The 14,855-nt window shown below is 45.4% G+C and carries 13 protein-coding genes; 3 read left to right on the top strand and 10 right to left on the bottom strand.

Features of this window, described 5'->3' with window-relative positions:
- Positions 1-113: 113 nt before the first annotated feature.
- The 8 genes from A7K50_RS09245 to clpP form a co-directional block, all read right to left on the bottom strand.
- A complete protein-coding gene (locus tag A7K50_RS09245) occupies positions 114-1,763 on the bottom strand; it encodes a cell wall-binding repeat-containing protein (protein WP_119775743.1) in 1,650 nt (549 codons plus the stop codon).
- Between the two features lie 352 nt (positions 1,764-2,115).
- On the bottom strand, positions 2,116-3,744 hold the full coding sequence (locus A7K50_RS09240) for a cell wall-binding repeat-containing protein (protein WP_020492381.1): 1,629 nt from the start codon (positions 3,742-3,744) through the stop codon (positions 2,116-2,118).
- 94 nt (positions 3,745-3,838) lie between these two features.
- A complete protein-coding gene (locus A7K50_RS09235; RefSeq protein ID WP_020492382.1) occupies positions 3,839-4,513 on the bottom strand; it encodes a hypothetical protein in 675 nt (224 codons plus the stop codon).
- Positions 4,514-4,622: 109 nt separating this feature from the next.
- Positions 4,623-5,291 carry an SdpI family protein gene (locus A7K50_RS09230; protein WP_020492383.1) on the bottom strand — a complete coding sequence of 223 codons (669 nt, stop codon included), beginning with the start codon at positions 5,289-5,291 and terminating at the stop codon, positions 4,623-4,625.
- A 17-nt stretch (positions 5,292-5,308) separates the two neighbouring features.
- Positions 5,309-5,587 carry an autorepressor SdpR family transcription factor gene (locus A7K50_RS09225; RefSeq protein ID WP_020492384.1) on the bottom strand — a complete coding sequence of 93 codons (279 nt, stop codon included), beginning with the start codon at positions 5,585-5,587 and terminating at the stop codon, positions 5,309-5,311.
- 199 nt (positions 5,588-5,786) lie between these two features.
- Positions 5,787-6,566 (bottom strand): hypothetical protein, encoded by a 780-nt coding sequence (locus A7K50_RS09220; RefSeq protein ID WP_020492385.1) that lies wholly within the window; start codon positions 6,564-6,566, stop codon positions 5,787-5,789.
- A gap of 153 nt (positions 6,567-6,719) precedes the next feature.
- The gene (gene galU / locus A7K50_RS09215; RefSeq protein ID WP_021315805.1) at positions 6,720-7,676 is read right to left on the bottom strand and encodes a UTP--glucose-1-phosphate uridylyltransferase GalU; all 957 of its coding nucleotides are present in this window, start codon (positions 7,674-7,676) and stop codon (positions 6,720-6,722) included.
- 281 nt (positions 7,677-7,957) lie between these two features.
- Positions 7,958-8,587 carry an ATP-dependent Clp endopeptidase proteolytic subunit ClpP gene (gene clpP, locus A7K50_RS09210; RefSeq protein ID WP_020492387.1) on the bottom strand — a complete coding sequence of 210 codons (630 nt, stop codon included), beginning with the start codon at positions 8,585-8,587 and terminating at the stop codon, positions 7,958-7,960.
- Between the two features lie 519 nt (positions 8,588-9,106).
- Here clpP and A7K50_RS09205 point away from each other — a divergent pair.
- Both A7K50_RS09205 and A7K50_RS09200 read left to right on the top strand, forming a co-directional pair.
- On the top strand, positions 9,107-9,556 hold the full coding sequence (locus tag A7K50_RS09205) for an Hsp20 family protein (RefSeq protein WP_021315807.1): 450 nt from the start codon (positions 9,107-9,109) through the stop codon (positions 9,554-9,556).
- A 192-nt stretch (positions 9,557-9,748) separates the two neighbouring features.
- Positions 9,749-10,873, top strand: a complete 1,125-nt coding sequence (locus A7K50_RS09200; protein ID WP_243103703.1) for a glycosyltransferase — start codon at positions 9,749-9,751, stop codon at positions 10,871-10,873.
- A gap of 173 nt (positions 10,874-11,046) precedes the next feature.
- Here the strand turns inward: A7K50_RS09200 and A7K50_RS09195 are convergent, their stop codons facing one another.
- Positions 11,047-12,435, bottom strand: a complete 1,389-nt coding sequence (locus A7K50_RS09195) for a citrate/2-methylcitrate synthase (RefSeq protein ID WP_119775741.1) — start codon at positions 12,433-12,435, stop codon at positions 11,047-11,049.
- Positions 12,436-12,664: 229 nt separating this feature from the next.
- Between A7K50_RS09195 and A7K50_RS09190 the strand changes: the two genes are divergently transcribed.
- Positions 12,665-13,921: a CapA family protein gene (locus A7K50_RS09190; RefSeq protein ID WP_119775739.1), complete on the top strand. Its 1,257-nt coding sequence runs from the start codon at positions 12,665-12,667 to the stop codon at positions 13,919-13,921.
- A 258-nt stretch (positions 13,922-14,179) separates the two neighbouring features.
- Here A7K50_RS09190 and A7K50_RS09185 read toward each other — a convergent pair whose 3' ends face one another.
- On the bottom strand, positions 14,180-14,830 hold the full coding sequence (locus A7K50_RS09185; RefSeq protein WP_243103702.1) for a biotin transporter BioY: 651 nt from the start codon (positions 14,828-14,830) through the stop codon (positions 14,180-14,182).
- Positions 14,831-14,855 lie beyond the last annotated feature (25 nt).

Raw genomic sequence — 14,855 nt, 5'->3', positions numbered from 1 at the left:
GTTCCGACCTTTCAGGACGTAATTCGTTTTCACCGTTTATCAGTTTACTACAGTTTTCCTCATTTTACAATTCAAAAGGGGGACAAAGATCCGTCTCCTTGTCCCCCCTCATGCTATATTTTAACCATCTGGTATTTGATCCGGATAATCGCATTGTCACTGATGACGGATTTGCCTCCGAAAACCACCAGTTCCACGTCCGGCGAGATACTCTGAAAATATTTCTCGGTATCGGAACCGGCTGCAGGCCCTTCCGTCGGAATCAGCAACAGCGGCGTATCCATATTCGCAGCAAGCGCTGCCCCCGCTAAAGCATCCGGGAAACCCTCCCCGGTTGCCAGATAGATTTTTTGGGCATCAGGATACAGGGACTGCACGACTGCAAGCGAAGTATTGTAGCGATTATTCCCGGCAAAACGCCGGACTTTATCTGCGGAGAGACCTGCGATGCCGGTGATGCTGCCGGCGACCCCGGCCGATACCGCCCCTTCCCCGCCGGCAATATATAACTCAGACGGTTTCAGGGTCTGTAGACGTTCTGCGGTTGCCTGCGGCAGGCTGTCTTTTGCCGTCAATAGCAGCGGATATCCTTTGGCCGCGGCAGCTGAAGCAATACCTAAAGCATCCGGGAAGTTGGATCCGGTCGCAATAGCAACTCCGCTGCCTTCAGGAAAATGGGACGCAATGAGCGCTGCGGTCTCATATCTGTCCTGACCTGCTATCCGCTCAAAATCTTCTGTCCAGGAAACAACTTCCTTCAGTCTGTTCTCCACCCCGGATGACAACGCAGTTTCACCACCAAGAATAATCACTTTCAGTGGTTTCAGAACGGTTAAAGCGTTTTCCACCCGCTGGTCAAGCTGGTCCCTTGAAGTAAGAAGAATTGGCGCATGATTCTGTTTCGCCAAGGATACACCGGCCAAGGCGTCTGCGAAAGCATCGGATCTCGCGATGACGACCGTCTCACAGCCGTAAGGCCATCCTTCATAAGCAATTTTTACAGCTGTGTCAATCCGGTCTATGCCGGAAATTCTTTTCACAGTTGAAAGCAGCAAATTGTTTTGACTTCTGGAGATCATGGGAAGCCCCAGCGTGTAACCAGCATAGTGAATCGGTTCGGGCGTCTTCCAGACAGAATTCTTTGACGGCAGTGTCCCCGCCGGCAGCAGTGACTTCGACACCGGTGTGATACTGACAGGATCAGTCAGACCCTCATAATAATCGGTGGCAATCAGTTTCAAGATTTTATCCTGGTAGGCTACCCTGCCTGAAGCAGCCGCAGTATTCGGATTATTGACGGTAGACCAGCTGTTGTAAGCCCAAATCGCAAAATACCAGTTTTCCAGTTTTCCGGGGTCGCCGTCTCCGATCGTTGGTGTCATGTTCCACTTGGATTTCAGGACTTCAGCCCCGTAGGCAATATTATAGGTAATATCCGTTTTCAGGTGGTTAATCGTCTCCGAATCGGAAGGATCATATACCCCAATCTGCATAATGCCGAGGTAAGGCCTGCTGCCTGAGCCCCCCGTCACAACATTGCCTGAACTGTTCCATTGACGCCAGCCTGATTCTTTGAACGCAATCGCTTTGAGAATCTCCGCAGGAACTTTCTCCTCCAGGGCCACCTGGTCAAAGATCCGGGATATCTCCTCGGGAGTAGGATTCTGGTTTGCTGCCTGAACAGGCAGCGGCCTGGCCGGAATCAGCAGCAAAATGCTGAAAAGCACAGCTAGGAATAACCGGATATATTTTTTCGAACGCATTAATTACCTCCTAATCAGAAACACAGAAACCGCCGCTCCTTGCTATCCATGGACATCGCGACATTAGACATTAGACCAGTCAAATGCTTTGTCACAAAACTTGAAAGAAGTTTAGAGTAAATAAATTCGTCTTAGAGACAGATTTTCCTTCCCCAAAATTTTTCCAAATCGCTGGAAGCCGCATAAACGCTCATAAACAAAATTCCGACAAGAAGTGCTGCTTGCCGGAAAAGGTCAATATTATTCCATTTAATGAATGATGATGCTTGCAAACCCTTCTCATTAAATTGACTGGTTATGGACTGATTATTGACAGATTCTTGACGAATCTATCATTGATTTATGGATTGAATCACATCTGTCTGAGTAAATATTTTACACGGGTAACCGTATATTCAGAAATAGAAGCTTCCGAGCCGATTACTTTAACATTTGTGGAAGAAGCCATCTTTTTCAGATAATTTTCTGTTGGACCATTTGTCGTAAAGCCCTGCGGAGAAATCAGCAATAGACAAGCGTTCTTCGTTGCAGCCAGGGCGCCAGCGGCGAGAGGGTCTGCAAAATCGAGTCCGGTAGCCATATAAATCTCCTGCGTACTGGGAAAGAACGCTTCCGCAATCATTACCGAAGTTTCATAACGGTTGCTTCCGGCAAAACGAACAATATTCCCCGCAGACAATCCGGTTGTCTGAGTCAGGGCTGCCACTACTTCTGCGGTAATGACTTTTTCCCCGCCGCCAATATAGATTTTTCCCGGTAAACGTTTGCTTAAGTCCTGTCTGGTAACCTCAGGCAGGCTCCGGGTTGAAGTCAGCAGCAGAGGCATTTCGTTCGCAGCTGCAGCTGTGGCCAGGCTTAATGCATCCGGGAAATCCAGACCCGTAGCAACAGCCACGCTGGCATCTTTGGGGAAATCAGCGGCAATCAGTACCGCGGTTTGATAACGGTCCGCTCCGGCAATCCGCGAAACATCAGAGGTCCAGGTCAAAACGGCCTTGAGTCTAGTCTCGACGGATTTGCTGACGGCTTTCTCTCCACCCAGAATAATTACTTTTGTCGGCTTTAAGGTATTCAATACCTCAATGACACCCTGATCAAGCTGGTCCGGGTTCGTGAGCAAAATCGGTGCATTATATTTTTTAGCCAGAGGCACACCGGCCAGAGCATCGGGAAACGCATCTGAACGGGTTATAATGACGGTCTGGGCCCCACTCGGCCATCCGTTCAAGGCAATTTGATTAACCGTGTCTATCCTGTCCTGACCTGAGATTCGGGTGGTTGTGCCAACCGTACTGGAAGTTAAGTCTCCCAGGGTATACGGTTCAGGCGTATTCCAGATCTGACTGCTGCTCGGCAGCGTGCCAAGCGGCAGAAGTTCGGCGGGAACCGGCGTGATTTGGACAGGTGAGACCAGGCCCGGAAAATATGCTGTCGCGGCTTTGCGAATGATTGCGTCCTGATAAGCTACCTCGCCTCTGGCAGCAGCATTGTTCGGGTTATTGTATGCTAACCAGCCATGATAGGCCCAAAGCGCAAAATACCAATTCTCCAGCTTGTTGCGGTCCCCATCACCAATCTTCGGCACTATCTGCCATTTTTGATTCAGCAGATCCGCGCCGCGGGAAATATTATAATCAATATCATATTTAAGTTTATTAACTTCTTCGGTATCTCCGGGATCATAGCTGGTAACCTGCATGATTCCGAGGGCAGGATTCGAGGTTCCGTTGGTGCTGCCGGTTACTACTTCACCATTTTGATCGAACTGTCTCCAACCCGATTCACAATAGGCAATTGTTTTTAGCAGTACGCTCGGAATTCCCTTGCTTCTGGAAATCGTCTCAAGCTTCTGGGCAATGACTTCCAGGGCAGGATTTTGGTACGTCTGAATCTCTGCCCCAGATGCACCGGAACTATAGACCGGCAAAACCAACAATACGATCAACAGAACCGCAAGTGCCCTTGGCTTTTTTTTGAACATCTGTTTCTCTCCCTGTCTTAATCTTTTTAAGACAAAATTTTTTCATCCTCTAGAATTCGCCATCGTTCAGTTAAATCCTGCAATACTCCGCCTGCTATATTGCCGTTTCGCCCGTAATCAGCCAGCTTTGACCCATTTTAATCAAATTCGCCCTGACATGGACCTGATGTTCCTGCTCTTCCCCCAAAGGGTACTGCTCGTCCAAGTCATAATCTCTAGCCGTGTAACGGTAAACAGCATTGACTGTCGCCGAAAGCTTGTCGGCAGATTCGATTTGCACGTCATCAAAAATGATGTTGCCGACATCCAGTCCGATTCCTCTGGAAATAAACTCTTCTGCCTTCTGGATATGCTTTTCCATCAAGTCTCCAGTGTAAGCATTGGCAATCGCAGTTCTGAACGCAGTCATATCTTTGGCTTTCCAGGCATCAAAAAGCATTCCCAGTCCCTGCTTATACTGTGCAATAATTGCTTCCTGTTCTGTCTCAGTCAAGGCACTTGTACTTTCGTCAGTACTGTTATTTGTACCGTTATTTGTACCATCAGCTATACTGTCAACAATGCCATTTCCTTCGGCAAACAGATCCGGAAGAACATTCTGAACAGCATCACCGCTCTGAACGGTACCTACTTTGGCTGCGTTGCCCTTTTCAGCCGGAGAATTTACTTCCGGGTTCAATGTCGTTGACCATAAAAAGTGTCCTCCCGCACCGAAGCACACCCCCAGAACAAATACCAGTACTGTAATCAACCAAAATTTTTTACGCATAAAATCACAATCCCCTCAATAACGGATAGAATGGTAACTATTCCCATTCTATCCGTTCTGCGGGGATTTTAAACATACTTCAGTCTATTTTTATTACAGGATTGTGGACCTATTCTTCCTTATCTAATCTCTTAAAGATCCAATAAGAATATCCAATTGGAACGATAAGCAGGACTGCAATCACAATCATTACTATGACGGTCAGAAACTGGGAAGGCAGGAAGCTTGCCGCCATAAAGATCAGTCCGCCAATGACCCAGAGTGGTCCTGCCATCCGGTGCGTTTTGTACCAGACTTGCTCATTGGCCAGCGTCCATGGAGTCTTGATTCCGGCAAAGTAATTATGCTTTAGTTTGCCCATATAGTTTCCAATAATTACAAACAAGGCACCGACTCCCAATTGAATCAAGGAAGGGAAGCTGTTAAAATATCCGAGCGCCGTGCCCAGCGAGCCAAAATGAATCAACATAAAAAACAGCATTATGACAAGCACAATAATGGTATACGGCTTGCTCATCCGGCTATAGTTCTTTTTCTTAGGATCCACTTTCGGAAGGAAAACGAGCAGGATCAGCATAGCTGCCATCATCAGTGGAAACAGGAAAGCTCCCTGAAAAGCACTGCCCCAACCGTCGATTTCTCCGGCTGCATTCCAGTGCACTGGAACTTTATCCGGAAGACGGGGATAAACAACCAAGCTGACCGCCAAACTTATGAGAACCATCAGACTGCCAAAAATAAGCATTCTGCGCATCCATAATTCTTTGTTCTCCGACATTGCATCAGCACCCTTTCTTATGATTCATCTTTTCTGGAAAACAGATCAAACATCATTCGCATGACTTCTTCAAACACAGAGGTATCCAATGCATAGACGATGGTCTGCCCTTTTCTTTCGTCTGTAACCAGCCCGGCCTGCTTCAAAATATTTAAATGATGGGAGATGCTTGGTTTGGAGATCTTGAATTGCTCTGCAATTTCCCCTGCCGTCATATCCCGTTCTTTCAAAAAGCGGATCATTTCCCTCCGGGTCGGATCAGCCAAAGCTTTAAACGTATCGTTATACGGCGACATTTGTGATCCACTTCCTTATTGATAATATTTAGATATTTAGGCAATAATCTAAACATCTATTATTATATATGCTCTGTTAAAATTGTCAAGATTTAGACATCAAAAAAGTTATCCTAATCTCATGGAGGTTTAAGACAGGATAACTTTTTCGAAAGCGCTTTAATGTTATTCCAGGCCGCCTATTAATGCATTAGGAATGCTATTCGGAACGTTTCGTGGCAAAAGGAGTTGCCCCGTAAACCTTGGAACTCATATCATCCCGCAGCAGATGCGCGTCCAAATCATGAATCTCGAGATGGAATTGTTCAATTCTTACTTTGTCCTTACTGTCAAAGGCATCGATCCCTCTGTTCAGAAGATTCCTGAGATACACATCAAAGGTTGACGCCTGACTGGAATTGACTTCATTCTCCATTTGTTTTTCCCATAAGGTCTTATGGAAAACAATATACTTCTTAATATCCTGTTCGTTCATCTGAGGCCCTGCTGTGACACCGTACAGATAACCATCCGTATACTGGTGGATGTTCCAGGCGGCTCCGAAGGCAAGAGTCCTGGATGCATCGCTGAGCGCTCCCTCACCAAAATACTCCTCAAGCGAAGGCGCAATATTCAAAAGACTTAGATCCGGTTCCCTGTACTTTTTGACTTCATTCGTGCTGCTGGCAGAATTGTCTGTGCCGTCAGCCTGATTGGGTGCTGTAACGGTATCTCCCGCAGTCCCTTCTGCAGCCGGTGTTCCCCCGGTATTGGATGAAACCGTACTGTCTTCACCCTGAGCCGTGGTCTGATCAGCATCTGTCTCTCCACCGGCATAATTGACCGGCGGCGTCTGGATAACTACTTGGTCCTCTGGGCCGGTTATCTGGCCACGGAATACTTTCCAGGCCGTAGGCCCATAAATTCCGCCGATAATGATTACCCCCGCCAGAACAACAGCCCCTGCAAGAGTTAGAATACTTTTGCGGCTGAAATTCATCCTTTTTCCTCCTTACTATAGGTATTTTCTGTATAATATTACCAATAGCAAAGAGAAAAGCTTGTCACATTGAGGATAGCAAACAGCCTATTTTCTGTGAAAGTACGTTATTTTCCGCCGTTTTTTCCGGACAGCATCCATTTACTTACCTGGTTAACTGTAATTCTTCATAATATCATAAAGTTTGTCCAAATGATTGTCTGCCGAAAGCAGGCGAAGCTCCTGACCTCCTTTCTGATACCGGCTGACAATATCGGTCAGATAATCCATCAGGCTTTCGCCAATTTCTTCGTGTCTTAACGCAAATTCAATGGTTGCTTTGACAAAACCAAGTTTGTCCCCGACATCATATCTTTTCCCTTCGAAATTGTAGGCATACACATCCTGAACCTTGCTCAACTGTGCAATCGCATCCGTCAACTGAATTTCTCCATTTCTTCCCGGAGGCAATTCCGCGAGGATATCAAAAATTTCCGGATTAAGAATATACCGGCCCATGATCGCAAGTGGAATATCAGGCGCTTCTTGTGGAGCCGGCTTTTCAAACATCGTTTCCGCCTTGTACAGTCTCGGGGATATTCTGCTACCATCAATAATCCCGTATTTCGACACTTCTGTCGGCAGTACTTCCTGTACGCCAATTAGATTGCTGTTATAAAGCTCGTAGTACCTGATCATTTGTTTTAGACAAGGCTCAGCCGAATAGATCACGTCATCTCCCAGAAGAACGGCAAACGGCTCATTACCTATAAATCTTCTAGCGCTGTAGACGGCATGACCGAGCCCCAGAGCTTCTTTTTGACGGACATAATGGATATCGACCATCTCAGCAATGTGTTTGACCATATCGAGCAGTTCGGACTTTTCTCCGTTTTTTAGAAATAGTTCAAGTTCTACAGAACGGTCAAAATGATCCTCGATGGCTCTTTTGTTTCTTCCTGTGACAATAATGACATCTTCAATACCGGAGTGGACCGCTTCTTCAATGATGTACTGAATGGTCGGTTTGTCCACAATTGGCAGCATTTCTTTGGGTTGAGCTTTGGTTGCAGGAAGAAATCTTGTACCCAATCCAGCCGCTGGTATGACTGCTTTACGAATTTTCTGCAAGATTTTTCCTCCTTATTTGTTGTTGCTTTGGTCGTTTTCCGACAATCTGGGTTTAGTATGCCGAATTTATTGAAGTTTTATGTTTTTTTCTGATGGTTGCTCTTTCCCGCGGCATTAGTCCATCCGTGGACTTGCCGCTCCTTTCCCTCCATGGAACCGCGGCATTAGTCCATCCGTGGACGTCAAACGCCTCAAATGATTGACTCAAATGAGGCGTTTTGATATCCAAGATTTTCTTCAAGATTCTCTTATGGAAATTAAGACTTATTCCTTGAGAGATTTTATTTTAGCGGGTTCTTCTTTTTTTGCTCGAGCAGTGCTGCTTTTTCCAGCACCCGATCAACAATTCCGTATTCTTTGGCTTCTTCAGCGGACATATAGTAGTCACGGTCCGTATCCTGTTCGACTTTTTCCAAAGGCTGGCCAGTTCTTTCGGAGAGAATCCTGTTCATTTTGTTTTTCGTTTTCAGCAATTGTTTGGCGTGAATTTCTATTTCTGTAGCCTGCCCCGATAAACCTCCCCCTGCAATTAACGGCTGGTGGATCAGGATTTCAGCATTGGGTAGGGCCGTACGTTTTCCTTTCGTTCCGGCTGCAAGCAGGAAGGCACCCATACTGGCGGCCATTCCAATACAAATAGTCTGTACATCAGGCCTGATGTACTGCATCGTATCGTAGATGGCCATCCCGGCAGTAATGGACCCTCCAGGGCTGTTGATATAGAGGAAAACGTCCTTTTCAGGATCTTCTGCTTCCAGGAAAAGCAATTGCGCAACGACAACATTAGCAACGTTATCATCGATTGCTCCGCCCAAGAAGATAATACGGTCTTTGAGGAGCCTAGAATAGATGTCGTAAGAACGTTCACCGCGATTCGTTTGTTCAACTACCATCGGGATAAGATAACTCATATTTATTCCCTCCATCATTGATTGTTAATTTTGATATGCCTCTATTTTATTACAAAGGTCAATAAAGGTCAAATTATTTGGGTGAATTTTGGTCTTTTTTTGTTTATGTTCTATCATTTGATTTCTTTCATATAATGATTTCTTTCTTTCATATAATAATTTTTTTATATTATTTTGATTAATTACCAATCGTGCGTTTGTCTAAACATCCGAACAGAATATATATCATCTTTCCGGTTAAAATAATCCTAGTATGACGTTCTCAAATTCCCTGCTCAAATTATTCATGCAAGCTTGATTACCCTAAATGAGGTCTGGGGGCCACAATTCCAGCGTCAAGCGGAGCATGGAGGCGGAGCGCGGCTGTTTGCGCCATGGATGGCACAACAGCCGAAAGTGGAATTGTGGCGCACAGGCCAACCCGGGAGTTTAACGCAATCCTATATTTGAGTATTTACTAGTATGCTTGAAAAAAAGTACTTGTTATCAATCCCATAAATGTACTGGAGGCTTGAAAGTATGAATCTTATACCGTTCCATCCAATGCGGAATGCAGATCAATTGCGCCGTGAAATCAATAGGCTTTATAGCTTCCCATTTAATCTTTTCGAAGACGAGTTTACTCCGCGCTTAGCTGTTCCATTTACCGACGTCTATGAAACCGACGAAGAAATCATTGTTTCCTGCGATCTGCCAGGACTGCAGAGAAGAGAAGATGTAAGCATTCAGATTGAAAACAACATGATAACCATCAGCGGCACTTTAAACCGCGAACAGCACGTGATCCAGGAAGACCGGCTACACAAAAAAGAAAGGTATACCGGTCAATTTCGCCGCTCCGTCTCTCTTCCGGCGGCCGTTTCCAGTGATAATGTCAGGGCAATTTATAAAAACGGCGTTCTGAATGTATTTCTGCCCAAGACAGAGAACAGGGAGAAAAAGTCTGTTCAGATTGAGTTTCAGCATTAGATCGCAAGACTGCGCCCACAGACGGTCTCTAAAGCAGGACACAATGAAAAAAAGAGTGTACTGCTTTTTTTCTACCAAAAAATAATAAATAAATTTTTGTTGGTTATCGACCATAAGCTGTTATAATATAAAAGGACAACTTTCAGCATCTTATGCTTTCGAAGGGAGAATAATTAATTCGTGCCTAAAGTAATGATTTTCTCTGCATCTACAGGTCACGGACATAATCAGGCTGCAGACTGTCTGAAAAAGGAGCTTGAAGCTTCAGGCTATTCCGTCCGGATTGTAGAACCCTTAAAAAAAGAAGAAAGCTGGATCATGGAAGCCCTTATCGATGACGGTTATCATATACTCGCAACAAGATTACCGAAAATGTACGGGAAACTATATAAGATTACCTATAACGAGTTTTTAAATAAAAATGTCAAAAGAATTTTAAACAGGACCATGGATAATGTCATCGAACAGCTGATTCAGGAGTACAAGCCCGACCTGCTTATTACTACCCATCCTCTTCATGTCAGTGTTGTTTCTTATTTGAAGGCTTCCGGACGCTTAAATCTGCCTTTTATTTCGCTGGTTACAGATTATATGGCCCATCAGTTTTATGTGAATAGTTTTGTTGATGCCTACATTGTTGGTTCACCTTACACCAAAGATACGCTTACGGAAAAAGGTGTTCCTGAAAACAAAATACACATTTTCGGTATTCCGGTACGGGAAGAATTTCGCCAGCCCCGCCTTATCAGAAATAATGACGTATTTACACTGCTGATCATGGGTGGGAGCATGGGCATCCCCTATATCAGAAAATGCCTGAAAACGCTTATGGAGAACCGGCATCATCTTCGTGTCCTGGTTGTATGCGGAAGCAACCGTAAGCTGTGGACTGATCTTGCGAAAAAGTACGCAGGTACTTTTAACGGCAAAGATGTCGTCATTTACGGTTTTACATCAAACATTCATGATCTAATGGACCAGTCCGATGTGATTATTACAAAACCCGGCGGTCTGACTGTTTCAGAAGCAATCAATAAAAATATTCCCATCATTATTCCATTTTTTATTCCGGGACAGGAAGAAGAAAATACTGAGATTCTAGTTAAATCAGGTGTTGCTGTCAGAACATCAAAGATCTCCGAACTTAATCCCCTGATCGACAGTTTCTGTCTAAATCCCGGTTTACTTGAAGAAATGCGTAAGAATGCTTCGGACTTAGCCCGACAGCTTTCTCCGGGCAGTATCGTAGGGTTGGCTGATCAGCTGCTGTATGAAAGCCCTCAAGTCAAAGAATATCAGAGAGCGCATCAAAGTTAATATTTCTACGCAAAAAGCAAGGCGGTGCTGCAAAACTACTAAAGTAGTTGGCGACACCGCCTTCTTTAATATTAAAAGACAAAGAAACCAAAGAAGGTAGGGCTGCGCAATCCGTGCTCCGCTTGTCGCTGGATGTACATTGCATAGCCTAGTCTCTGGTTTTATGTAGCCGTTTATTTTTGAAGATTCCTGCCGGAAAGCGGAATATATTCTCGCCTTGGAGTAACGCTTTTATAGGCCGGTCTAACGATTTTCCCATTATTCACAATCTCTTCGATCCGGTGGGCGCTCCATCCTGACATTCTGGAGATCGCAAAGATCGGGGTAAACAGTTCCAGTGGAAGCCCCAGCATTTTATAGACAAAGCCGGAATAAAAGTCCACATTAGCACTGATGACCTTGCCTGACTTGTTATGGCCCAGAACAATATCGGGAGCAAGTTTCTCCACTCTGCAGAATAAATCATACTCTTCAGCTAGACCTTTCTCTTGAGCGAGCTTCCCGGCGTATTCTTTAAGCAGGACTTCCCTCGGATCGGAAATTGAGTAGACGGCATGGCCTATTCCGTAAATAAGGCCAGACCGGTCAAAGGCTTGTTTATTGATGATTTTAGTCAGATAAGTTTTAATTTCATCCTCATCCTGCCAGTCTGAGACATTCCGTTTGATATCTTCGAGCATATCATAAGTTTTAATATTTGCTCCTCCGTGCTTGGGCCCTTTTAAAGCGCCGATAGCGGCAGCCATTACCGAATAAGTGTCCGAACCGGTCGAGGTAATGACATGCGTAACAAAGGTTGAATTATTCCCGCCGCCGTGCTCGGCATGCAGGACCAGGGAAATATCCAGCAGAGCCGCCTCAAGCTTCGTATATTTGCTGTCTGGACGGAGCATATGAAGAATATTTTCTGCTGTGCTGAGATGGGGCAGCGGACTGTGCAGGAACAGGCTCTTGTTTCCATGATAGTGCGCACAGGAGTGATAGCTATACACGGCCAGCAAAGGCATCCAGGCAATCAGCTTCATGCATTGTCTCAGGACATTTTCGATGGAATTGTCATCGGGGTTGTCATCATAGGAATACAGGCTCAGGATGCTCCTGGCCAACATATTCATAATATCCTTGCCTGGGCTTTTAAGGATAGTGCCCCGAACAAAGTCCTCGGGCAGCTTTTGATATGCCGACAGCATCTGTTCAAAGTCCTTCAGCTCCTCGGCATTCGGAAGATGCCCGAAAAGAAGCAAATAGGTCGCTTCTTCAAAACCGTATCTTTCATCTTTGATAAAGCCGTCGACGATGTCATTAATATCGATACCTCTATAGGTTAATCTTCCCGGAACAGGGATCTTTTCTCCTTCGTCTATGATATAAGAGTGCACTTCACCAATCTCGGTCAGACCGACGAGTACGCCCTTGCCTTCGAGATCACGCAAACCCCTCATTACTTGATATTTACTATATAGTTCAGGATTAATTTTACTGCTGTCTATCGCTTTCTGCGTCAGTTCTTTAAACATTTTTGTTTCAAATTGTTCGAACTGTATGAACTCTGTTTGTTCCATTCCCCTACCTCCTCTGGACCATAAAGAAAGCTCGGCTGGCACCAAGCCTTTTAGCGGCAACATTCATCATTTATTCTTCCTGTCATTATAATTGGTTTTCGCTTTGAAGTAAATGTATTATAATGACTAAAAGCAACCATCCTATTCGCAGACAAGTCTAACAAGGCCAGACTATGACTCAAAAATCTATGATCAAAAATTGATAAAAATACCCTTTGAGGTCATGCTTATGAAAAGAAGACTCCTGATTATCCTCCTCTGCACAGTCGCTGCCGTATTCATTGCTGGCGGTATGATCGCCTACCAATATGCCAACCAGATCTCGTTTCAAAAGCCTCCGAATCCTTCGCCGCTTCCGGAATCGGAGCCGGAGCCTTCCTATGTGGATATCTCTATCGCTTCCGTCGGCGACATCCTGATTCATAACACGGTCTATATGGCCGCTTACGATTCTTCAACAGGTTTGTATGATTTCAGCAGCCAGTTTCAGTATGTTAAACGGTATCTTGAAAAAGCCGATATGGCCGTGGCCAACCTGGAAACCTCGCTGGCTGGGCCTGAACAGGGCTATTCAGGATATCCTAAATTCAATACCCCCGATTCGATCATTGACGCGCTCAAAACATCAGGCGTCGACATTGTAACCGCGGCTAACAACCACCGTTTAGATCAGGATATCACCGGATTCTACCGGACGATCGATGTTGTCAGAAACAAGGGACTGGATATTATCGGTGTCAAGGCTACCGAGAAGGAAACCACCTATGTCATCAAACACATCAAAGGTGTCAAAGTGGCGTTTGTCAATTTTGGCTACGGCTATCCGCAAAACGATGGCAGCCTGAGCATCAATGGTCTAATCCTTCCTGTCAACATGACCGGACTGTTGGATACCTTTGACCCGCAGGATTTTGACAGTTCAGTGGAAGTCATTAAGGCAAGAATTGCTGAAGCAAGACAGGCCGGAGCAGAGATTGTCATTTTGTGTATGCACTGGGGAGATGAATATCAGCGACTGCCTAGTACTTTTCAGCAGGACTTGGCCTCCGTACTGGCTGACTGCGGCGCAGATGTGATTTTTGGGGGTCATCCGCATGTGCTCCAGCCCTTGGTATTTTTGGCCACAGACAACAATGGAACTGTTCCGGTTTTTTATTCTCAGGGAAATTTCATCTCCGATCAGCGTCAGGAAACCGTCGATAACATTTATACTGAACAGGGGATTATCGCCAATGTGACAATCAGGGTATATCCAGATCACACCCATCAGGTTCTCCAGGCGGATGCCGTTCCTACTTGGGTGAATAAAAAACGCCTGAATAATCAATTGATTTATGAGGTTATACCAGCCAAAGCTGCGCTGGATAATCCGGGACTGTATCCCCTTCTGAAGGATGCAGATCTGGAACGGATCCGGTTCTGCAGGGATACTGTGCAGAAACTAATGCCAGAAGCAGGAAAAGAATTCGAATCCCAATCCGACTAATGAAAGAATTAAAAACCACAAAAGATAAACCTATGTGCATATGTTCATATGTCCATAGGTTTATCTTTATCACCTTGATCTCCCTGCCTTCATAGAATAAAATAAATCAAATATCTTACAAATCGCAGGAGGGATCCGGCATGTACGCCTATACATTTAAATATGGTCAGCGTGCAGCGTTCTTGGTTGTCATTATTCTTGTACTTATTATTATTGAAGTGCTGCTTTAATCAAATGTTAACCCAAATGGACGCTGTGCTAGTATTTTTCCATCGGGACAATGGCCTTAGCAGCCGCTGCTCCGACGAGTGACTTCAGAATATCTCCGACAATAAAGGGTATATAGCCCATCAAGAGGACTCCGGCCAGGGTAACTGTCTGTCCGGTCGACCAGAGCCATAAGGTCAGGGATATTAACCCCGGAACATAGACGAGGACAAGCTGGGCAAAAAGGATAATGCCGGTCAGAGGCAAAGCTTTACGGTTTTGGGTTCTGGAATCAATCATACCGCCGATAAACAGGGCTGCAAGGATAAAACCGAACACATAACCAACTGTCGGCCCGGCAAGCGCCGCCGCGCCGCCTTTGAAACCCGCAAACCACGGAATTCCTGCCAAACCGCCGACAGCATAGATTGCCATACTGATACCGCCCCATTTTCTGCCCAATAGCACGGCGGCCAGGATCACTCCGAGCTGGGAAGCTACCAACGGTACAGGGGTAAATGGCAGGTAGATTTTTACCTGCGCAAGCAGGCCGGTCAGGCAGGCAAGACTTACTGCCAGAGCAATTTTGGCAAACGTCGTTGACTGCGTGCGCCATTGGAAATAGGACAAACGTTTTTGACGGTAAACTTCGAGCGTATGCAAATTTTGAATCATCATCATTCCTCCGTTCTGTTCTCTCATGTAATAAACTATATTCTCAGTACTA

The organism is Dehalobacter sp. MCB1 (assembly GCF_003590275.1).
GTDB lineage: Bacteria > Bacillota > Desulfitobacteriia > Desulfitobacteriales > Syntrophobotulaceae > Dehalobacter.
The sequence above is the reverse complement of the archived record's forward strand: the minus strand, read 5'-3'. Positions and strand labels throughout refer to the sequence as shown.

What these genes read in the sequence shown, in the direction of transcription:
- A7K50_RS09245 (WP_119775743.1), bottom strand. Translation starts at nt 1,763, where the DNA reads ATGCGTTCGAAAAAATATATCCGGTTATTCCTAGCTGTGCTTTTCAGC.
- A7K50_RS09240 (WP_020492381.1), bottom strand. Translation starts at nt 3,744, where the DNA reads ATGTTCAAAAAAAAGCCAAGGGCACTTGCGGTTCTGTTGATCGTATTG.
- A7K50_RS09235 (WP_020492382.1), bottom strand. Translation starts at nt 4,513, where the DNA reads ATGCGTAAAAAATTTTGGTTGATTACAGTACTGGTATTTGTTCTGGGG.
- A7K50_RS09230 (WP_020492383.1), bottom strand. Translation starts at nt 5,291, where the DNA reads ATGTCGGAGAACAAAGAATTATGGATGCGCAGAATGCTTATTTTTGGC.
- A7K50_RS09225 (WP_020492384.1), bottom strand. Translation starts at nt 5,587, where the DNA reads ATGTCGCCGTATAACGATACGTTTAAAGCTTTGGCTGATCCGACCCGG.
- A7K50_RS09220 (WP_020492385.1), bottom strand. Translation starts at nt 6,566, where the DNA reads ATGAATTTCAGCCGCAAAAGTATTCTAACTCTTGCAGGGGCTGTTGTT.
- clpP (WP_020492387.1), bottom strand. Translation starts at nt 8,587, where the DNA reads ATGAGTTATCTTATCCCGATGGTAGTTGAACAAACGAATCGCGGTGAA.
- A7K50_RS09205 (WP_021315807.1), top strand. Translation starts at nt 9,107, where the DNA reads ATGAATCTTATACCGTTCCATCCAATGCGGAATGCAGATCAATTGCGC.
- A7K50_RS09200 (WP_243103703.1), top strand. Translation starts at nt 9,749, where the DNA reads ATGATTTTCTCTGCATCTACAGGTCACGGACATAATCAGGCTGCAGAC.
- A7K50_RS09195 (WP_119775741.1), bottom strand. Translation starts at nt 12,435, where the DNA reads ATGGAACAAACAGAGTTCATACAGTTCGAACAATTTGAAACAAAAATG.
- A7K50_RS09190 (WP_119775739.1), top strand. Translation starts at nt 12,665, where the DNA reads ATGAAAAGAAGACTCCTGATTATCCTCCTCTGCACAGTCGCTGCCGTA.
- A7K50_RS09185 (WP_243103702.1), bottom strand. Translation starts at nt 14,830, where the DNA reads ATGAGAGAACAGAACGGAGGAATGATGATGATTCAAAATTTGCATACG.